The following is a 20,412-nucleotide window of genomic DNA, read 5'->3' on the forward strand; positions in this document are numbered from 1 at the left end:
TCAGGACCTCGCTGCAGCGCGGCTGATCCCACGACCTGCGCCGCCGATCGTAGTGCGTGGGATATCGAGATCGGCCCAGATCTGGCGGACGTAGTCGCCAAACCCGACGCTCTCCCGGGCCCCGATCATGTCATCGGGCGCGCAGTCGAGGTCGATCGTGTAGGAGGCCTTGACGGTGGTCGGCCGCCCGCTCAGCACGAGGACGCGGTCGGCCACCGAGACGGCTTCCTCAATGTCATGCGTGATCAGAAGCACGGATTTGCCGCCGTCGCGCACGAGCCGCACCGTGTCGGCCTCGATCAGCAGCTTCGTCTGGAAGTCGAGCGCCGCGAAGGGCTCGTCGAACAGCAGGACGTCCGGATCGTTGATCAGTGTGCGTGCGAGGGCCACGCGCTGGCGCATGCCGCCGGATAGGGTCGCGGGATAGGCACCGGCGAACCCGTGCAGACCGAGCTGGTCAAGGAGCGCGCGTGCCCGCTCATCCGCTAACCCACGGGGCATCCCGCGCAGTTCGGTCCCGAGTTTCACGTTGTCGAGGGCCGTGCGCCAGGGCAGCAGGAGATCCTTCTGCAGCATGTAGCCGATCCCGCTCGGCGGCCGACCACGTCGGTCGAGGGGCAAGCCATTCCAGAGGATGCGCCCGGCATCCACCGGTGTCAGACCGCAGACGGCATTGAGGAGCGTGGTCTTCCCGCAGCCAGAGGGCCCGACAATCGCGACGATCTCCCGGCGAGCGAGCGCGAAGGTGAGATCGCCGACGACGGGCAGGACGTGACTGCCCGTCCGATACGCCTTGGCGAGGCGCTCGACGGCGAGAGGAGGCGTGGGGTTGGTCGCGGCGTGCAGGAGGCCTTCGGACACAGGGCACCAGTCAACCGGCGCGCTTCGCGGCCTTGTCGGCAAACGTATTGTCGACGATCTGATCGAAAGAGAGCGTGCCCTTGATATTTCCAAGATACTTTTGCATGTCCATTAGGCTTTCCCAGGCGTCCTTCTCCGTCACGACGCTGGAGGCTGGGATCTTGTACTTCAGCTCGGCATCGATTGCCGCGTCAACTACATTCTCAGGCAGGTCCGGAAACTCCAGCCGCGCGACCTTCTTGGCGTAGTCGGGATCGCTGTAGGTCCTGCGCCCAGCCTCCTCAAAGGCCGTCACTAGGGCCTGGACGGTCGTGGGATCCTTCTGCATGGTTGTGGGTAGGACCATGATCCCGGTGTTGCAGAAGGGCCCGACATAGTTCGAGAAATCGAACACGATCTTGGCGCCCTGCGCCACGGCCTGCGCCACGCCGGGCTGGAAGGCGACCGCGATATCGGCCGCGCCCGCGAGCATGGCGGCGATCTCGGATCCGGGACTTACCGGCACGATCGTCGCGTCGACGCCGAGCTTCATCCCGTTGCTCTCGACGAGACGCTTGGTGACGCTGAAGTTGGTGTTGGGCTCCGGCGATGTGGCGATCCGCTTGCCCTTGAAGCCCTTCGGATCGGTGAAGGCCTCGACCGTCTTCGAGACTGCAAAGTAGTGGGCCCGCTGAACGACGGTGCCGACGACCATCCCGGGACCGCCGTTCTCGCGCGAGATCACCGCCATCGTCGGATCGCCGATGGCGAAATCTGACGAGCCGCCGAGCACGGCCGCGAAGGTCTGCGTGTCGCCGCCGGCAGCACTCACCTGCATGTCGAGGCCGTTCTTCTCGAAGATGCCGGCGTGCATTCCGACGTAGAGATTGATGTAGCCGAGGTTGTGGACGGCCTCGCTGAAGCGGACGGTCTTGAGGCCCGCGGCGCGCGCGGCCGTCGGCGCCAGCGGCGCACCGACCGCTAGGCCGGCCAGACCTTTCAGGATCGAGCGCCTACCAAGCAGTGGCGACCAGGATTGAGGCATACGAACTCCGCGAGACGCGAGGAGGCGATCGGTCGATTGCCGCAGACGTGCGATGGCGTCGGTTCACGATCGTACGATTGCCGCCGCCGGCCACTGTATGAAGCAAGTTAGCTGCCAGACCACGCGAGTGCTCCCGGCAATAGGGGGTACTCGATCTTGGATCTGCTCCGTATGCGTGGGATCCATTGCGCACGTCTGCTCGGCGGCGCTAAGGATGGCCTGCCCCCTGAAAAGTGGTCCTCCCTGATGTATGGCTTTGGGCCATTTGGAGGATGTTTTTATGGGACGGAAGAAGCATACGGCTGAAGAGATCGTCGCTAAGCTGCGGCAGGTCGATGTCCTGGTCTCGCAGGGTCGCAAGGTTGCTGAAGCAATCCGGTCGATCGAGGTGACCGAGGTTACGTATTACCGTTGGCGTTCCGAGTACGGCGGTCTGAAGGGTGATCAGGTCAAGCGGCTGAAGTCCTTGGAGACGGAGAACCTGCGTCTGCGTCGGGCGATCTCGGACCTGACGCTGGAGAAGCTCATTTTGAAGGAGGCAGCTTCGGGAAACTTCTGAGCCCGGCTCGCCGCCGGGCTTGTGTCGACTACGTCGTTGCCGAGCACGGTGTGTCCGAACGCTTCGCTTGCCGTGTCCTGGGTCAGCATCGTTCGACGCAGCGCAAAGTCGCCGTGATGGTCGAGGACGAGGCTGCTTTGACGGCTGCTATCGTCGCCCTGGCTCTGCAGTATGGGCGCTACGGCTACCGTCGGATCACCGCGATGCTCCGGCGCGATGGCTGGACGGTGAACGTGAAGCGGGTCGAACGGATCTGGCGCCGCGAGGGCCTCAAGGTTCCCGCTCGCCAGCCGAAGCGGTCGCGCCTCTGGCTCAACGACGGCTCCTGCCTTCGCTTACGGCCCGAGCGTCCCGACCACGTCTGGTCCTACGACTTCGTCGAGCACCGCACGCACAATGGACGCAAGTACCGGATGCTGAACGTCATCGACGAGTTCACACGCGAGTGCCTGGCCATCCGCGTATCTCGTAAGCTGAAGGCATTGGACGTGATCGATGTACTCTCGGACCTGTTCAGCCTGCGCGGGGTGCCAGGGCATATCCGCTCGGACAACGGGCCGGAGTTCATCGCCAAGGCCGTTCAGGACTGGATCGCGGCGGTTGGATCAGCGACCGCCTACATCGAGCCGGGCAGTCCGTGGGAGAACGGCTATTGCGAGAGCTTCAACGCGAAGCTGCGGGATGAACTTCTCAACGGCGAGGTGTTCTACACCCTCAAAGAGGCCAGCGTCGTGATCGAGCAATGGCGGAGGCACTACAACAGCATCCGGCCACACTCCTCACTCGGCTACCAGCCACCTGCGCCCGAGGTCGTCATCTGGCCAACCGAACCGAGCGGCTCAGGGCCGCTCGCTCACCCCGCCATCGTCACGCGACCGACGATGCACTAACTTCGAACCTGGGCCACCGAATGGGGGCAGGCCAGTGCGGCACGTCCCATCACTGGGCCCGGGAACTGACGAAGCTCGGCCATGAGGTTCGGCTGATGCCGCCCGCTTACGTGAAGCCGTATGTGAAGCGCGGTAAGACCGATGCGAACGACGCCGCTGCCATCTGCGAGGCGGTGACGCGCCCGAGCATGCGCTTCGTGCCGGTGAAGTCGACCGAGCAGCAGGCGGCGCTGGCGCTGCACCGGACGCGCGACCTGCTGGTCAAGCAACGCACGCAGTTGGTGAACATGATCCGCGGCCTGCTCGCCGAGTTCGGGATCGAGATGGCGCGGGGCCTGCGGCACGCGCTCGAACTGGCAGCCCGGCTCTCGGCCGGAGACGCAGCCGAGGTGCCACCACTGGCGCAACGCGTGGTGACCGGGCTGGCCGACCAGATCGGCGCCTTGCAGATCCAGCTCACCCGCCTGGAGAAGGAGTTGCTCGCTTGGCATCGGGAAAACGACCTGTCGCAGCGCCTGGCGACGATCCCCGGTGTCGGTATCGTCTCGGCAACGGCGCTGGCCGCCTCGGTGAGCGAGCCCGAGCGCTTCCGCTCCGGTCGGCAGTTCGCCGCCTCGTTGGGACTGACACCGCTGCAGAACTGTAGCGGCGGCAAGGAGCGCCTGGGTCGGATCTCGCGCATGGGCGACCGCTACCTGCGCCGCCTGCTCGTAGTCGGCATGACTTCTCTGGTCCGGCGCGCGAAGGCCGCGCCGACGTCGGTCGACTCGCGGCTGCCGGCCCTTCTCCAGCGCAAGCCGGTGCGCGTCGTGACCGTTGCGGCCGCCAATCGCACGGCGCGGGTCGCCTGGGCGATCATGACACGCGGCGGCACCTACCGCGCACCCGCGGCCACGGCCGCCTGACCGCACGGCGCGGAGGTTTTTCCAGGTTGCGAGGACGATGAGAGTTGATGGCGAACCGGTCAGACCGGGAGCCGGGACACCCCGCTGAATGTCCAGGGCATCATAGCCCGCAAAGCAGAGTGGGACCCAGCTCGCGGATACCATCAGGGCCAGCGGTCAACATGAACGACTGCATCAACAGGCCGGACACAAGACTGCACCCGACCAAAGCGTCAGAAGCTCAATTCGCCGCTTGCAATGCGGGAGCCATCCACACAGGACAGTCCTGTTGCGACCCAACCTAGTCATATAATTTACTACGAAAGAAGCCCAAAAGCGGACGTAGGCTTGAGTTCTAATCCACCGCGGATGAATAACCGGTTGCCGACGTAGCGCGTCACAACTTCCAGAGGCTCATCTAAAGCCTGAAGCCGTTGATTAGCGGGGGGGGCCATAACGTCAGCATGTTGTGTCCCATTAGCTCGCCTCGACGAACGTAATGAGCACCTGCCTCAACGACGCGATTGTCATGACCTACGTCATCCAGCGGGCGCCATGATCTCGGTTCGCCGCGCCGCCTCGGAAGCTTGCTTCGGCGTGCGCCCGGCCCGGATTAAGGATGGCCGGCGATGCTATCGCTCGCCCACCGCCATAAGGGATCCCACGGGGTGCCCATGCGAACGCCGGGTCGTGCCGTGCCCCCGACCGAGCCGGCACCACGGAAGGGCATTTCCTTATCCATGCCCGGCTTGGAAGTACGCACCCCGCGGAACGGTCTTGGAAGCATGGCCGTTCCTCGATGCCGCCGGATCGGTCTCCGACCCGGTCCAGGCCACCAATAATTCACGAGGAAGCCCCCATGAGGAAGTCCCTTATCGCCGCCGCAGCCCTGGCCGCGCTCGGCGCCATCGGCATCGCCGCCCCCGCCTCGGCCGCCCCCGGCATAATCGGCGCCGTCGATGCCACCACCAACATCGTCGACGTCCGCATGGACGGCATGCATGGCCACAGCGGTCATCACATGCGCCATCACCATCACCGCGGTCACATGATGCGGCACCATCATCACCGCGGTTACATGATGCGCCATGGCCATGGTCATCGCCACCACCGCATGTGATCCGAAGGGACTGCTAGGGGCCCCTCTTGGGTCGCAATGACCAAGGACAGGCGACGGGGTGGAATTATGCGGAACGATCCGCGAGATCCCGCCCCGAGCCGATCAGGCCGATTCGAATGCAAGTCAGACCGAAAACATTTTAATCTCGCCCAACGCGAAGAGGCACCGTGTCGGGCCGACCCGATCAGGTAGCGTCGTGGATGGCGTCGACGACCTGATCCACGCTGTACGGCTTGGACACGAACAGGCCGTGGTCCGGGATATCCCCGTCGCCCAGACGTTGCCGACCCGAGGTCACGACCAGGCGGATGTCAGGCCAGGCATCGTGTACGCGTCCGGCCAGGGTCACTCCGCACATCGAGCCCGGCATGTCGACGTCGGTGAACAGGACACCGATGTCGGAGCGCTCGTGCAGGATGAACCAAGCCTCGTCGGCATGGCGTGCCTCGACGATCTCGAAACCGGCATCCTCCAGCATTTCGACGGCGCACAGGCGCACGAGGTCGTCATCCTCGACGACGAGGACGGCCGATGCTTCCATGGAGCGTTTCGTCGTCATGGGATCGCAACACAGGTTAAGTCGTTTGGTTGCGACCCGACATCGCATCATTTGACCGGTTGCCGTTTGCAGAAGGCGGCCTCCTGGGCGCGGCTGCACCGGGAGAAGGCGATTGGGACGTTCGTCACTCTCCCTTTCGTGATGTCGTCCTGGGCTGGCCGCGGCGCTCACGGATAGCTTTGCCGGAGCACAGGCGGGCGGTCCGGCTCATCACCATGGAGCTGCACGCCTACAAGTCCGCCTTCACGCGGGAAAAGGCGGGACTCGCCGAGCATATTGACTTCCGGGTCGGTGACGCCGTGCGCATAATCAGCGAGCTGCTCGAGGGCATCGACTTCTTCCTGATGGACCTCTGGAAGGAACTCTACGTACCGTGCCTGGAGGCGGTGATGCTCAAGCTCAATCCCGGCGCAATGCTGGTCGCGGACAATGTCCGCCCGGACCGGGAGGACACCCGCGCCTACGTGGAGGATGCAACCGCATAAGGTGAAGCGGGCCCAACTTATCACGATGATAAATTATCGTAATGCTGAACGCTCAATGGGCGCGGACCATCGCGGTCCTGGCCGACCTCGGGAGCTTCACCCGCGCGGGGGAGAGCCTGGGCCTGACCCAGGCCGCGGTTAGGCAGCACGTCCGGTACCTGGAGGCGGAACTCGGGCCTCTACTCCTCCGCCGTCCACGCCGTCTCGAACTTACTCCGGCGGGCTCGGCCCTCCTCGACTACTGTCGGGAGGTCGAGCAATCCGACCGACGCATGCGAGCCCGCCTCGCAGATGCGGATGCGGCGACAGGCGAGGTCGGCCTGATCACACCGGGAAGCATCGGACTGTTCCTCAATCCCCTGCTTCTCGACATGCAGGCGGCCGAGCGCGGCCTCGTCATATGGCACCGCTTCGCACCCGACCACGAGGTGCTGGACGCCGTGCTGAACAACTGGTTCGAGCTTGGCGTCACAACGGTGAGACCGGACGATCCGCGCCTGGCGGCAAGCGAGTTCGCAGAGGAAGCCCTCGAACTCGTCGTCCCGGTCGGCGAGGAGGTTCGGAAGTGGTCGGACGTGGAGCGGATCGGCTTCGTCGACCATCCGGACTGTCACGCCATGGCATCCCGCCTGCTGAGCCGCCGCTTCGCCGGTCACCGTGACGTTCGTGGCCTACCCCTTCGCGGCTTCAGCAATCAGGTCGGCCTGATCCTGGAGCCGGTCGCCCGTGGCTTCGGCTTCACGGTGATCCCACGCTATGCCCGACGCGCCTTCGGCAAGCCGGAAGCGATCCGTGTCGTCGAATGGGACGAGCCCGTCGTGGATACCCTCTAGCTCATTCACCGCTCGGAATGGCCTCTGACGGCACGCAGCCGGAATGCGGCCCGGCATCAGATCGAACGCTCCAGGAAACTATCGGCGGAAGGTGGACCCGCTCCGCGTGGGATGGGGGCACTTAATTGATGTCAGCACCAAACCCCTGCGGAGGAAAGGGCACGGCTTGCTTCCACTCTCAGCCATGCTCATCGGGTTGAAAGCGCCGTGATCGTGCCGGACCAGATCGGATTCGACGAATCGTCCGAGCCCGACGTCGACTGCTCCTTCGAAGCCATTGCCCGGAACACCCTCGCCCTGGCGGACGCGCTCTCGCTCGGGCGTATCACCGTGCCGGGCCACTCGACAGGAGGCGCACTCGCGGTTCGCCTGGCGACCATGGCTCCCGAACGGGTTGAACAACTCGTGCTGGAAGACCCGATTGGCCTGGTCGACTACCGCGCCTACATCGCACCGCAGGAGACCGAGACGCTGGTGAAGGCACGGATGCCAGGCATCCACCAAGCCGCCCAGGAAGCGATGGGTGAACCAGGCGCCGCGCGCTTCGTCTCGTTGCCGGATGTCGGTCACGTGCCACATCTGGAAATGCCCGACCGGTTCAAGTCCGACCTCCTTGCTTTCCTGAAGTCCTGAGGGCCGACCATGCTCCTTCGTGTACTTACCGCAGTCGTCATGCTCGCCATCGCCCTGCCGGCGATGGCGGAGGAGATCCTGCATTCCGTCGTCAACGTCGATCTGATGCCTAGCAAGCAGGCCGACGGCACACGTATGCTGACCGACTACATCCAGGGCGTCCGCAAGGACCCCACCGTCCTCTCGGCCACGCTGGTGCGGCAGAGCGGGTCGCTCAACCACTTCATCCTGATCCAGGCGTTCGCGACCAGGGCCGCGTACGACAGCCATGGCGAAGCGGATTACGTGCGGAGCTTCCGCTCGGCGCTCTATCCGTATCTCGGCAGTCCATGGGACGAACGTGTCGGAGACGACATCACCCGCTGAAGGCCGCCCCCATCGGGTCGGGATTGAATTGTCCGACCGCCGGAGCCACCCTCGGCACCGGCGGGCGTTTCCCGGACACTCGGATGGGAGCGAGGCCAGGCCGTGGAGCGTATCGAGTTTCTTGGGCTCCAGGCGTTCCTGAGCATCGCCAACTGGGGGAGCTTCAACCGTGCGGCCGCGAGCCTGAACCTGTCGCAGGCGGCGCTGAGCCACCGCCTGAAGAAGCTGGAGGACGAACTCGGGGTCAAGCTGGTCGCCCGCACGACGCGGCAGGTGACCCTGACGCCCGCCGGGGTCGAACTCCTCCCGAGCGCGCGACGCATCGTTGAGGAACTGTCCCAACTATTCGGGACGTTGCGGAAGCAAGGACGCGAGAACCAGGATGTCGTCCGGTTCGGCTGCCTACCGACGATCGCCACCTACCACCTGCCGATCATCCTGCGGGGCTTCGACGCCTCCCACCCGGGCGTCCTGTTCCGCGTCATCGACCATTCGGCCACCGCCATCGTCGAGCGCGTCAGGGCCGGCGATGCGGAGTTCGGCATCACCATCATGTCGGCCCAGCACTACGACCTCGACATCGCGCCGATCCATCAGGAGTCGTTCGTGCTGGTGTGCCCGGCCGGCCACCGGCTGTCGGTTGCGAAGGCGGTGACTTGGTCCGAGTTGCAGGACGAGGTGATGATCAAGATCGGGGAGCAGACCGGCAATAACTTGCTCATCGCCGCCGGCTTGGGTGGGCGCTACGCGGACATGCGTTGGGTCTACGAGGTGCACCGCGTCGCCACGGCCATCGGCATGGTGTCGGGCGGGCTAGGTGTCACCGTCGTTCCGCGCCTCGCATTCCAGTCGGCGCAGGAAGGCGGGATCGTCGCCGTTCCAGTCCGGGGACCGAGCATCTCGCGCACCATCGGCATCGTCACACGGCGGGGCCACACGCTGTCGCCTCTCGCCGAGAGCCTGTCGCGGGCGATCCGGAACTATTTCGGCACCCTCTGAGCGTCCTCGGCAATCGAGGTATGTGCGGCTCGATGCGGTTCAGCGGCCATGAGACCGCATGATCCCGGCCAAGCTAATTGTTCGATAAAATGAATGAAAAGCCGCAATCTATTCATTTGTTTCAGTTTGGCGTTGGAGCTACCGATGAATGCACAATAGTGCGTGTGCCCGAGGGCCTCGCCGCAATACTGGGAGGACAGGACGGACATGACAACGCAAGCGAAAGCTGGCCTCGTCGTGACGGCACACCCGGGCGACTTCGTCTGGCGCGCCGGCGGCGCCATCGCCCTGCACGCCAGCAAGGGCTACCGCATGAAGATCGTCTGCCTCTCCTACGGCGAGCGCGGCGAGAGCCAGTGGGCCTGGAAGAAGGCCGGCGTGCGCATCGAGGACGTCAAGGCGCAGCGCCGCGCCGAGGCAGAGGAAGCGGCCGGCATCCTCGGCGCCGAGATCGAGTTCCTGGACGTCGGCGACTATCCCTTGCGCGTCGGAGAGGCGGTTCTCGACCGACTGGTCGATGTCTATCGCGAGACGAAGCCGTCCTTTGTGCTGACGCACGCGCTGGAGGACCCCTACAACTTCGACCATCCCGTCGCCGCCCACGTCGCACAGGAGGCCCGGGTGATCGCCCAGGCCGCAGGGCACAAGCCCGACCCGGACCGCAGCTACAGCGCCCCGCCGGTTTTCCTGTTCGAGCCGCACCAGCCGGAGCAGTGCAACTTCAAGCCCCAGGTCATCCTGAACATCGACGCGGTCTGGCAGACCAAGTTCCGCGCGTTCCAGGTGCTCGCCGCCCAGAAGCACCTCTGGGAATACTACGACCGCGTCGCCCTCAACCGCGGCGTCCAGGGGGCCCGCAACTCCGGGACGACGATGACCTACGGCGAGGCCTACCAGCGGCTGTTCCCGATGACCGTGGGGGAACTGGCATGAGGACCGTCGTCGTCCGCAACATACCCAGGATCGCGCCCGAGGTGGCGGCGACACTGGCCGAGCATGGCGTCTCCACCGTCCACGAAGCGCAAGGGCGCGTCGGCCTGCTCAAGCCCTACATGCGCCCGATCTGGCCCGGCGCGAGCGTGGCCGGCAGCGCCGTGACCGTCCTGGCGCAACCGGGCGACAACTGGATGCTGCATGTGGCCATCGAGCAATGCCGCCCCGGCGACGTGCTGGTGGTGGCCTGCACGACCGACAACACGGACGGCATGTTTGGTGACCTTCTCGCGACATCCCTCAAGGCGCGCGGCGGCATCGGCCTCGTCATCGACGCGGGTTGCCGCGATGTCCGCACCCTCAAGGAGATGAACTTCCCGGTCTGGTCGCGCGCGATCTCGGCCAAAGGCACGGTGAAGGCGACGCTTGGCAGCGTGAACGTTCCCGTGGTGTGCGCCGGGGCTCTGATCCGTCCGGGTGACGCTGTCGTGGCCGACGACGACGGCGTCGTGGTGGTGCCCCATTGGGATGCCGTGGACGTGGCCGCCAAGGCGGATGCCCGCGCCGCCAACGAGATCGCCAAGCGCGACCGCCTGGCGTCGGGTGAGCTCGGGCTCGACCTCTACCGGATGCGCGAGACCCTGGCCGCGGCCGGGCTCGAATACCTCGACGACCTCGCGGACTGACACTGCCTGAGTTCCCGGTCGGCAAGCCACCCGGAAAGAGGCGGCTCCGACCGACACGTCCCGCCCGGCGGCGTCGCGCGGGCACGATCCCGCACGGCTGGAGGAAACGCCCCATGATTAAGCTCGGATGGTACTCGAAACTCGACCAAACGGAACGGCGGACCTACTGGGCCTGTTTTGCCGGCTTCGGCCTCGACGCCATGGACACCACGATCTACGCCCTCGTCATCCCGGCGCTGATCGCGACCCTCGGCTTTAGCCAAGCCGAGGCCGGATACCTCGCCACCGCATCACTTGCGGGCGCCGCGGTCGGCGGCTGGGCTGCCGGCATCCTGGCCGACCGGCTGGGTCGGGTGCGTATCCTGCAGGTCACCATCCTCATGGTCGCCGGTTTCACCTGCCTGGCCGCGTTCATGAGCGATTTCTGGTCGCTCGCCGCCGTCCGCTTCCTCCAGGGCCTCGGCTACGGCGGAGAAGCGGCCGTCGGCGGGGTGCTGATCAGCGAGGTCATCCGCCCGGCGCTCCGCGGCCGGGTCGCGGCCTCGGTCCAGAGCAGCTACGCGGTGGGTTACGCGATCTCGGTGAGCCTCTTACCCGTCATCGCCGCGCTGTTCTCTGAGGAGATGGGCTGGCGGGTGTTCTTCGCCATCGGCATCATCCCAGCCGTGCTCGTGTTCTTCATCCGTAGGCTCGTGCCGGAGTCCGGCATCTACACCGAAGCCCGCGCGGCGGAGCTCGCCGGCACCGTCCCGCCGCCGTTCTGGACCATCTTCACCGGCTCGTACCTGCGACGCACGATTGCGGCGGCGATCATGTCGACCGGCATCTTCGGCGGTGCCTACGTGATGATCACTTGGCTGCCGAGCTACCTGCGGATCGCCCTCGGTCTATCGATCAAGTCGAGCACGGGCTACCTCGCGATGAACATCCTAGGATCGCTCGTCGGGCCGTTGCTCTTCGGCTGGCTGTCAGACCGGATCGGGCGCCGCCCGGCCTTCATGACCTTCCTCGTCCTGCAATCGAGCAACGTCGCCATCCTCCTGCTCGCGCCGATCGGCCTCGATACCACCATCGTACTGAGTTTCTTCCTCGGCGCGTTCCAGGGAGCCCTCGCCTCTGGCATGCTGCCGACCTTCGCGGAGCTATTCCCGACCACGATCCGGGCGAGCGGCCAGGGCTTCTGCCTCGGTGGCGGGCGTGGGTTCGGCTCGGTGGTTCCCGCCACGGTGGGCATCCTGGCCGCGACCGTGCCGCTCGGGACGGCGATGGGCATCTGCGCCCTGTGTGCCTACGGTACGGCCTTCTGCGCGGCGCTGTTCCTGCCGGAGACGGCAGGAGCCGACCTGCACGGCAAGGGGATCGACCAGGATATGATGGCAGGCCAGGATGAAAGGTCGCCAAGGATCGCCTCGGCGTAAGCTCGACCCCGAAGCATGACTGCGCAATGAGTAGCCCAAGGGAAGTACGAGAATGATGTGGGAAGCATTGGGGGGTACCACCCATCGCCGCCGGTTCCTTCAGGGGGGCGGCAGCCTGCTGGCCGCCTCCACCTTCCCTGCCCACGCCGTTTCCGCCGGGAGCGACGTCACCGGACGGCTCGCCCGCTACATGGTCGAGGCACGCGACAGGCCCCTGCCGCCCGAGGTCCTGCTGGCCTGCAAGCATCGCATCCTCGACACCTTCGGTGCCATGGTCTCCGGCGCCCGGATGCGTCCAGGCGAGATGGCGACGTCGTATGTCCGCAGCATCGGGGGCGTCGCCCAAGCCTCGGTCGTCGCGTCGGACCTGCGTACGACTGCGATCGACGCGGCACTCGCCAACGCAATGTGTGCCCATGCCGACGAGACGGACGACTTCGAGCCGGTCACCAAGGCGCATCCGGGCTCCGCGACCGTGCCCGCGGCCTTTGCCATGGCCGAGAAGGAAGGCCGCTCGGGTGCTGAGATGATCCGCGCCGTTGCTCTTGGATACGACCTCAGCTGCCGCCTGCTGCTGGCGCTCGGGCCGGACCTCGTACGCGGCACGCATCGGAGCGCCGAGGGGACAAGTTCTACGTTCGGAGCGCTCGGTGCCGCCGCCGCGCTCGCGCGCTTCGACGAACGCGGCATGCGCTTCGCGCTGTCCTACGCCGCGCAGCAGGTCTCCGGCCTATGGAGTTGGGTGAAGGACGAGGACCACATCGAGAAGGCGTTCGATTTCGCCGGCATGGGCGCCCGCAACGGCGTCACCGCGGTCTCCATGGTCCAAGCCGGCCTGACCGGCGTCTCTGACGTCCTCGACGGCACGCACAACCTCTTCATCGCGCTCTCCACCGATCCGAAGCCCGAGGCGATGCTGGAGGGTCTCGGCAGCCGCTTCTTCGTCACCGAGACGGCGATCAAGACGTTTTCGGTCGGCTATCCGATCCAGTCGCCGCTCGACGCTGTGCTGACCCTACGCAACCGGCATGACGTGCGCGATGAAGATGTCCGGCAGGTGTTGGTGCATCTGCCGACCGATGCGATCGGTATCGTCGGACACAGTGCCATGCCGGACGTGAACTGCCAGCACCTCGTCGCCTTGGCACTCGTGAGGGGAGCCGTCTCCTTCGCCGACAGCCACGATGCGAGCCTGCTGCAGGAGCCCACGATCCGCGCCCTTCGCGAAAAGGTCGAGGTCATGGGCGATCCGGCACTGATGACGCGGGATGCCCCGCGCAGCGCACGGGTCGAGGTCATCCTCGCCGACGGTCGCAGGCTGGAGCACTTCACGAAGTTCCCCCCTGGAACGAAGGAGAACCCCTTGAGCACCGAGCGTGTCAACGCGAAGGTGCGCGACCTGATCGTGCCGGTGCTCGGGGCGTCGCGGGCGGACGAACTGATCGCCCGCCTCAACGACCTCGAAAACCTGGCGGATGTCCGTGCGCTACGATCGCTGATCGCGAGCTGACACGCCGTTCGTAACAAGCCTCACCCCCGCTCGAATCGGGCCAAATCGCGACCTCGGCCATCCAGGTACGGAACGAGAGGCGGTGACACGGCCCTCGAAGTTTGATGGGCGACTTCAGGCTGTCAAACAGCGTTAGTCATTGGTTTATCCGCACTTTCGGTGCTGAGGGTGTCGGATCGTTCTTCCGCACGTTGATCCTCATCCGAACCGAGGAGGCATCGGATGCCGGTCTCGAACCCGTCGCTGCCGACAGTGCCTGCGCCTCAGAAGCGGATCGATCGATCAAGCGGCGGCGCAGAAGATCGCGGCTGCTCTTGATGCAGCAGCCCTGTCCGTGGACCGCGCTTGATAGACGAGAAGATCGCAGCGGTACTCGACGCCTACCACCAGACAATTCAGCAGGAACGGATGCAGCCCCGTCAGGCGCCTGGGGTCCGGGATGGTGGGCAGGACCAGCGCATGCGGGCCGTGGAGTCGCAGACCGGTCAGCTTCTCAACATCCTGGCGCGCAGCTCTCAGGCGCCGACCAACCTCGAACTCGGCACGTCCTTCGGCTACTCGGGCATCTGGCTCGCCGAAGCGCACGGGCGTCCGGGGATCGCCTCATCACCATGGAGGTGCTCACCTACAAGTAACCAGCACCCGCGACGACTTCGTCCCGGTTGTCGAGAAGGATCAAGCCACGACGGTTCCAGACATAAGGCTGATGCCAGCATGATCTCGACAGTTTCAGGCCGAGGCGCTTCGCCTGTTTCCGAAGTTGAGCAAGTCGGAGGGTATCTTGGTAGGTCGGAGCCAGATCAATTTCGTGCAAGTCGACCTCTTACGCCCATGGCGTTTCAACCGCAGCCTGCCATGTAACAGGCTACGTTCGTCGTGCCGGTGTGGCAGCTCGGCACCCAAACACCCAGCCGCCGGAGACGGACCCTCTCACCACCGATAGATCAGGCTGCCTATGACCCTCGCCGGCTGGTTGAAATTGCAGAAACCGAACGAGCAGGTCGTGTAGTTCCGGTCAAAGATATTGTAGGCGTTGATCTGCGCGCGGAAGCCTTTGTACTTCGGATCGAGCGCCGCAAAATCGTAGGCCACTAGCGCATCGTAGAGTGTGACTGCAGTATTGCGCACCGTATTCTGGTCGTCGGCGAAGCTCGTACCGATGAAGCGGATGCCGCCGCCGATCTGAAGACCGCGCAGGAGCGAGGAAGGCGGGAACGCGTAGGTCAGGAACGATGCGTAGGTGTCGCTGGGGATACCGGACACGCGGTTCCCAGCAATCGACTGACCGGTGGCCGAGACCGAGTTCACGAACCGGATGTCGACGTGCGTGTAGGCGATGGTCAGGTTCGTGCCGGGCGCGAGGTTGGCAGTCGCCTCGGCCTCGAAGCCCTTCGAGCGCACGGCGCCGCCAGCGGTCTGGAATGCGAGGTTGCCCGCGTCGGGGATCAGGATGCTCGACTGGTTGATGTCGAAGCCGGCAAACGCCGTCTGGATGTTGGTGCCGGGGATCAGGTACTTCACCCCCGCTTCGATCTGGTCGCCGGTCGCCGGCTTGAACGCCTGGCCGTTCCGGTCTTGGCCGACCTGCGGGGTGAAAGTCGTGGCATAGCTCGCGTACGGCACGAGCCCAGGCGCCAGGATGTAACCGAGGCCGACGCGGCCGGTGAAGGCGCTATTGTCCTGGCGCGAGACCGCGCTGTCGGGGGTGGCGTAGTTGTCCTGGAAGACCCAGTCGTGGCGTCCGTTGAGCGTCAGGATGAAATCGCCGAACTTGGCCTGATCCTGCAGGTAGACCCCGATCTGATCCTGGGTCTGGCGTGAAGCGGGCGCTAGGGTAGGCGTCGGGATAAACTGCTGGCCGTAGTTGCGCGTGATGAGGTTCAGGTCCGGGGCTAGGCCAAAGCCGAAGCGCGCGCTCAGGCTGTACCGAGCGTAGTCGACGCCGCCGACCACAGTGTGGGCGACCGGACCGGTGGCGAAACGCGCCTCGAGCTGGTTGTCCAGCGTCTGCTGCACCAGGCCTTCACGGATGTAGCCGGTGTCACGCGTGCCGATCGTGCGCGCTTCGTTGATGTTGTTGATGTCGACGTACTTGCCGCTCAGGAACAGCCCGTAGTGCCGGAAGTTCTGACGGAACACGAGGTCTGGCGTGATGAAGTGCTCGAAGGCGTAGCCAACCCGGTACTGCGTCTGGTCAAGCCCAATGAAGCGCGGATCACCCTGGTAGAATTTGGACACCCGGAAGCCCGGGTCGTTGTAGAAGAACGTCGCCGCCGGCGTGTTGGTGACCTGGAACTCGCTCAGGAACGTAAATGTGGTGTCGGCCGACGGCTTCCAGGTGAAGGCGGGAGCGAGGTAGAGCTGGTCGTCGGTTGTGCCGAGACCAATGAAGGTGCCCGCCTCGCGGCGCACGCCGGTTAGACGGTAAGCCATGGTGCCGCCGGAACCCTCGATCGGACCGCCGATGTCGAAGTTGCCCTGGAAGCGGTCGAAGTTGCCGGCTTGGAACTGCACCTCGCCAAACGGCACGAAGACGGGACGCTTGCTCGTGATGTCGAGAATGCCGCCAGGCGAGCCGAGGCCGTAGAGGCCGGAGGCAGGCCCGCGCAGGATGGTGAGCGACTCTGCACCGTAGGGCTCGCTTTTCGGGTAGGCGAAGCCGGTGCCGATTACGCGCAAGCCGTCGCGGTAGATGCCTTGATTGGTGAGCACGTCGAAGCCGCGGATGAAGATCTGATCGAAGCGTGGGTCGAAGCCCGATCGGGCCGATATGGCGCCCGGGACGTAGTTGATCGCATCGCTCAAGGTCTGAACGTTGCGGTCGTTGAGCTGCTCGCGCGTGACCACCGAGACCGACTGTGGGACTTCGATCAGCGGGGTGTTGGTTTTCGTTGCCGTCGTGACGACCCGCGCCGTGTAGCCTGTAATCCCGGACGGACCACCACCACCGCCGCTGGTGGCGCCCGTACCACCGTCGCCGGCGCTGACGTTGAGGCCGCCGGAGCCGACCGGCCCCGGGGCGGAGCTACCGGGTCCTGCCGCCTCGACCGAGATCTCGTTGAGCTGAACGGTGCCACCCTGCGCCGCCGCGGGACCGGCCAGAGCGGTGGTGGCGAGAAGCACGGAGAGCAGCGAGAGGTGGTGAGACATGGATCACGTCGGCGCGCGCCCGGAACAGCGCAATGCCAATGTGATCGCCGCTCACGGATCATTGATCAAGTCGAAAAGGTGTTATAAAACACACACTTACAACGGTTCAAATCTGAAGATGTTCTAAGCTAGGGATTATTGAAAGCCCCCTGTCCGTGCCGGAGCGATCTGCGCCCAGGAGGGAAGTAAACCTTGCCACATCGTCAGCGACCGAAGTTGCCGAGCTGGATCCAGCCGACGAACGTGCGCGATCGCACCTCACGTCGATGTGAAGGCTTGTTGTGGGCATAATTCCCACGGATACGCTGTTTGCCGTCATGGAGACCAGCAAACATGCGACGGGCGATCGTTCACATTGGTATGCCGCGCACCGGATCGACCTCGTTCCAAGAGGTCCTCGCCCGGTTACGGCCTCGCCTTGAATCAGTCGGTTTGTGCTACCCAAAACTCGCTCCTTCCGGCGCAAACGCTTCGGACGACGTGAACCACTACCTGCTCGGACGGGCCCTCGACGGCCGCGACTCCGTGCGAGAGCGCCTTGGCAGTCTTAGCCGGCTGGCAAAAACGCTGTCCGACACCGAGGCCGACACGGTGATCCTCTCGTACGAGGATTTCGCCGTGCAGCGACCGGGCCTCTGCGTGCCCAGTGTTCTCGCCGACGTATTCGCACGGCACGGCTTCGCGATGGAGGTCGCGCTCGTGGTCAAGCCGCAGGCCGAGCAACTCGCCTCCGCCTACGCCCTACGTGCGCAACTCGTAGCTGAAGCACGGACCTTCCGTGAGTTCGTGAACCGCGAGGGCACTTCAGGACGCTACGACTACGCAGCGCGGCTTGAACCATGGCTACGCGCAGCCGGAGGTCGGGTCGCCGCCGTGCCGGTGCGGGCCCGGTGCTCCGATGCACCACTGTTGGCCCGTCTCATCGAGGCCCTGGGGCTTAACGCACGCTTGGAGCCGCTACTGACCACGGGAGACCTCACTTACCGAACAAACCGCAGCTCAGGCCCGGTCGCCGTCGAGGCGTCCCGTCGCCTGCATGGGCTCGGGCTACACCGTCAGATCACCGGGCACCCGCGGCGACTCGGCCATCTCTTGGACGAGCTAGCTTGGGCACGCGGCATCGACGCAAAAGCGTTCAGGGGCAACGCGCCCCACGCCCTCGCGACCATCGCGTCGTACCACGCTGCCTCAAACGAGCGGCTGGCCGCCAAGTGTTGGGGCCGAGGCTGGAACGCGGTTGTCGTTGACGCTCCCGAACATCCGCCGAATGAGCTGGCCGATCAGTTGATCTCCCCCGACACCGGGGCGGAGGTGGAATGGTTGGTGGCTGAAGTGATGGCGCGAGTTGCTTACCGGGCGCCCCCAGCGTGGCTGCGCTGGCTGGACAGTGCCGTTGAGCGGGGCGTGGAGCGTCTCGCCGATCTCGTCGGCGGACCAGCCTGGCGGGTGCGCTGAGATGGGCAAATTGTACGATCCTGCGATCGCCCCTACGCCTCGGCCCAACTTAACGCGGTACCCGCTGGCACCGCGGGAGCTGCGCTGGGAGGTGCTCGACCAGCGGCCAGTGATCGCGTGGCTGACCGGCTTGCCCGGAGCGGGCAAATCGACCATCGCCGCCGCCGCAGACCGAGTGCTCATAGCCAGCAGCCGGCACAGCGCAGTGCTCGACGGTGACAACCTGCGCCACGGACTGAATGCCGACCTCGCCTTCACACCGCGGGACAGATCCGAGAACGTGCGGCGTGTCGCCGAGGTGGCCCGTTTGATGGCCGAAACCGGCACGGTAGTGATCGTCTCGCTGATCTCTCCGTTGCAAAGCGACCGCGACTTGGCGCGGCGCGTGGCCGGTGACATCCCCTTCCTCGAGGTGTTCATCGACACGCCGGCCTCAATCTGCGCACGGCGAGATCCGAAGGGGCTGTACGCGCGTGCTGGTCGGGGCGAGATCACAGCGTTCACTGGTGTGTCGGCGCCCTACGAGGAACCGGGAGCCCCTGATCTTTTGCTGCACACTGAGGGGCTGGCAGTGGCGCATTCGGTAGCCCCATTGTGCGAGGCCCTGCTGCGGTTAAGCGCAGCCGATGTGTAAGTGGGTTCGATCCCGTGCGTCACGGATGGGTTTCAACCCGCCCGTATGCGAATCGCCCGGCGTCGCCGTCGTGACGCTGAATGTCCGCTATGGGGAAGCGCTCGAGGCTCTCTGAATGACCGGGATGGGCGCAAACCAGCCGGTTGGTCCTTGCCGGAAGCAGGATGACAGTTTCGGAGTTGAAGCGCTGAAGAAGCGGGCGAGCCCTTTCCGACCCAACGGGGCTCTGGCGACCTCACCGCAGCGTCAGGGAGCGAGGCAGGTCCGAAAGGGGCTCGGCCCCATGCGCGGTGACGATGACGGTCTCGGATGCGCCGACGGTCCAGGCGCCATAGCGGCGCAAGGTCGCCGGCAGGTGGAAGACCATGCCTGGCTCGATCGGCCGGTCGACGCCGGTGAAGAGGCTGAGCAGCCCCCCCTCGCCCCAATCGGGCGCGAAGGCGATACCCATCGAGTAGCCGATGCGCTTGCGGAAGGCTGGGCCGTAGCCCGCCGCATTGATGATGGCTTGAGCGGCCTCGTGAGGGACGGAGCAGGGCCGGCCCGGTCGTATCGCGTCGAGGGCCGCGTCGAGGGCTCGCAGCGCGCAATCCATCATCCGCCGCGCCTCGGACGGCGGCTCGCCGATCCAAACGCTGCGCATCAGCGCCGCGTGGTAGCGGGCATGGCTGCCTGCGAGTTCGAGGAACACCGCATCGCCCGGTTCCAGCCGGCGCCGGCGCCACGTCATGTGCGGTAGCCCGCTGCGGGGGCCCGACGAGATCAGGGGCTCCATCGCCATCGCCTCGGACCCGGCCGTCGTGGCGGCGGCGAGCATGGCGGCGGCGACCGCGTTCTCGTCGTTCCCCACTGTGCAGGCCGCGATGCCGGCCGCGAGCCCGGCCTGTGCGTAACGTGCGGCGGCCCGGATCGCCTTCAGCTCGACCGCTGACTTCACTGTGCGCAGGGGGCCGAGGAGGCCCGACCCGTCCGGAACCGGGTCGATGCCGAGCGCCGTGCCGATCCGCGCCGCCAGGGCGGGCGAGACGAACCAGCCGTCCCGCTCCAGCGCCGGCCGGGCGAAGCCCCGGCGGCGCACGAGATCGGCCAGGGCGTCGGCCGGGTCGGTCCCGTCTGGATAGGCCTGGATGTCGTTGAGCCAGGTATTGGCCGCCGCCCCCGGCAATTCGAGCTGGCGCACCAGCAAGGCCGGCTCTCCCTCCACCGGCAGCACGAGGGCCTGAAAGGCGAAGTAGCCCGCCGTCTGGCGGCCGGTCAGCCAGTAGATCGCCTCCGGACCGGTCACAACCAGGGCATCGTGGCCGGCGGCGGCGATTGCAGCCCGTGCCGCCATCTGCCGCGCGGCGAACTCCGCCTCCGGGAAGGCCGCCTCACAGCCGCGCAGGTTCGCAAATTCATCCATCGCGCCGCCAC

At 65.6% G+C, this 20,412-nt stretch carries 17 protein-coding genes and 3 pseudogenes; 15 read left to right on the top strand and 5 right to left on the bottom strand.

The annotated features are described in order from the left end of the window. Both FVA80_RS09330 and FVA80_RS09335 read right to left on the bottom strand, forming a co-directional pair. Positions 1 to 861 carry an ABC transporter ATP-binding protein gene (locus FVA80_RS09330; RefSeq protein WP_246692331.1) on the bottom strand — a complete coding sequence of 287 codons (861 nt, stop codon included), beginning with the start codon at positions 859 to 861 and terminating at the stop codon, positions 1 to 3. A gap of 10 nt (positions 862 to 871) precedes the next feature. Further along, positions 872 to 1,885, bottom strand: coding sequence for an ABC transporter substrate-binding protein (locus tag FVA80_RS09335; RefSeq protein WP_147910372.1), 1,014 nt, complete (start codon positions 1,883 to 1,885; stop codon positions 872 to 874). 280 nt (positions 1,886 to 2,165) lie between these two features. On the opposite strand from FVA80_RS09335, the gene FVA80_RS09340 reads away from it, so the two are divergent. The 3 genes and pseudogenes from FVA80_RS09340 to FVA80_RS09350 all read left to right on the top strand — a co-directional run bounded on the left by FVA80_RS09340 (position 2,166) and on the right by FVA80_RS09350 (position 5,338). Further along, a protein-coding gene (locus FVA80_RS09340; RefSeq protein ID WP_147911033.1) for an IS3 family transposase occupies positions 2,166 to 3,334 on the top strand; the annotation gives its coding sequence in 2 pieces (ribosomal slippage) (positions 2,166 to 2,430 and positions 2,430 to 3,334; 1,170 coding nt in all). A 35-nt stretch (positions 3,335 to 3,369) separates the two neighbouring features. Next, positions 3,370 to 4,239: pseudogene (locus FVA80_RS09345) on the top strand (IS110 family transposase); the annotation flags it as partial. Positions 4,240 to 5,077: 838 nt separating this feature from the next. After that, positions 5,078 to 5,338, top strand: coding sequence for a hypothetical protein (locus FVA80_RS09350; RefSeq protein WP_147909032.1), 261 nt, complete (start codon positions 5,078 to 5,080; stop codon positions 5,336 to 5,338). A 184-nt stretch (positions 5,339 to 5,522) separates the two neighbouring features. On the opposite strand, the gene FVA80_RS09355 is transcribed toward FVA80_RS09350, so the two are convergent. Continuing rightward, a complete protein-coding gene (locus tag FVA80_RS09355) occupies positions 5,523 to 5,897 on the bottom strand; it encodes a response regulator (RefSeq protein ID WP_147909031.1) in 375 nt (124 codons plus the stop codon). Positions 5,898 to 6,100: 203 nt separating this feature from the next. On the opposite strand from FVA80_RS09355, the pseudogene FVA80_RS09360 reads away from it, so the two are divergent. From FVA80_RS09360 to FVA80_RS31165, 10 genes and pseudogenes are all read left to right on the top strand, one after another. Further along, a pseudogene (locus tag FVA80_RS09360) lies at positions 6,101 to 6,361 on the top strand (methyltransferase); the annotation flags it as partial. Positions 6,362 to 6,423: 62 nt separating this feature from the next. Next, positions 6,424 to 7,215 carry a LysR family transcriptional regulator gene (locus FVA80_RS09365; RefSeq protein ID WP_147909030.1) on the top strand — a complete coding sequence of 264 codons (792 nt, stop codon included), beginning with the start codon at positions 6,424 to 6,426 and terminating at the stop codon, positions 7,213 to 7,215. Positions 7,216 to 7,422: 207 nt separating this feature from the next. After that, on the top strand, positions 7,423 to 7,848 hold the full coding sequence (locus tag FVA80_RS09370; RefSeq protein ID WP_147909029.1) for an alpha/beta hydrolase: 426 nt from the start codon (positions 7,423 to 7,425) through the stop codon (positions 7,846 to 7,848). 9 nt (positions 7,849 to 7,857) lie between these two features. Continuing rightward, positions 7,858 to 8,214: a hypothetical protein gene (locus FVA80_RS09375; RefSeq protein WP_147909028.1), complete on the top strand. Its 357-nt coding sequence runs from the start codon at positions 7,858 to 7,860 to the stop codon at positions 8,212 to 8,214. A 102-nt stretch (positions 8,215 to 8,316) separates the two neighbouring features. Continuing rightward, entirely contained in the window at positions 8,317 to 9,213 is an 897-nt protein-coding gene (locus FVA80_RS09380; RefSeq protein WP_147909027.1) for a LysR family transcriptional regulator, read from the top strand. Between the two features lie 207 nt (positions 9,214 to 9,420). Then, positions 9,421 to 10,146, top strand: coding sequence for a PIG-L deacetylase family protein (locus FVA80_RS09385; RefSeq protein ID WP_147909026.1), 726 nt, complete (start codon positions 9,421 to 9,423; stop codon positions 10,144 to 10,146). After that, the gene (locus tag FVA80_RS09390; RefSeq protein WP_147909025.1) at positions 10,143 to 10,832 is read left to right on the top strand and encodes a 4-carboxy-4-hydroxy-2-oxoadipate aldolase/oxaloacetate decarboxylase; all 690 of its coding nucleotides are present in this window, start codon (positions 10,143 to 10,145) and stop codon (positions 10,830 to 10,832) included. Before FVA80_RS09385 ends, FVA80_RS09390 begins: the two co-directional genes overlap by 4 nt. Positions 10,833 to 10,945: 113 nt before the next feature. Further along, complete coding sequence (locus FVA80_RS09395; RefSeq protein WP_147909024.1) at positions 10,946 to 12,250, top strand: MFS transporter; 1,305 nt, start codon at positions 10,946 to 10,948, stop codon at positions 12,248 to 12,250. Between the two features lie 52 nt (positions 12,251 to 12,302). After that, positions 12,303 to 13,760 carry an MmgE/PrpD family protein gene (locus FVA80_RS09400; RefSeq protein ID WP_147909023.1) on the top strand — a complete coding sequence of 486 codons (1,458 nt, stop codon included), beginning with the start codon at positions 12,303 to 12,305 and terminating at the stop codon, positions 13,758 to 13,760. A gap of 348 nt (positions 13,761 to 14,108) precedes the next feature. Then, positions 14,109 to 14,392: pseudogene (locus tag FVA80_RS31165) on the top strand (methyltransferase); the annotation flags it as partial. Between the two features lie 298 nt (positions 14,393 to 14,690). Here the strand turns inward: FVA80_RS31165 and FVA80_RS09410 are convergent. After that, positions 14,691 to 16,910, bottom strand: a complete 2,220-nt coding sequence (locus FVA80_RS09410) for a TonB-dependent siderophore receptor (RefSeq protein ID WP_147909022.1) — start codon at positions 16,908 to 16,910, stop codon at positions 14,691 to 14,693. 480 nt (positions 16,911 to 17,390) lie between these two features. Between FVA80_RS09410 and FVA80_RS09415 the strand changes: the two genes are divergently transcribed. Together FVA80_RS09415 and cysC are read left to right on the top strand one after the other, a co-directional pair. Then, a complete protein-coding gene (locus FVA80_RS09415; protein ID WP_246692332.1) occupies positions 17,391 to 18,365 on the top strand; it encodes a hypothetical protein in 975 nt (324 codons plus the stop codon). Position 18,366: 1 nt separating this feature from the next. Continuing rightward, positions 18,367 to 18,999, top strand: a complete 633-nt coding sequence (gene cysC / locus FVA80_RS09420; protein WP_147909020.1) for an adenylyl-sulfate kinase — start codon at positions 18,367 to 18,369, stop codon at positions 18,997 to 18,999. A 235-nt stretch (positions 19,000 to 19,234) separates the two neighbouring features. Here cysC and FVA80_RS09425 read toward each other — a convergent pair whose 3' ends face one another. Beyond that, the gene (locus tag FVA80_RS09425; protein WP_147909019.1) at positions 19,235 to 20,401 is read right to left on the bottom strand and encodes a Xaa-Pro peptidase family protein; all 1,167 of its coding nucleotides are present in this window, start codon (positions 20,399 to 20,401) and stop codon (positions 19,235 to 19,237) included. Between the last annotated feature and the right edge of the window lie 11 nt (positions 20,402 to 20,412).

Source organism: Methylobacterium sp. WL1 (assembly GCF_008000895.1).
In the GTDB taxonomy this organism is placed as follows: domain Bacteria; phylum Pseudomonadota; class Alphaproteobacteria; order Rhizobiales; family Beijerinckiaceae; genus Methylobacterium.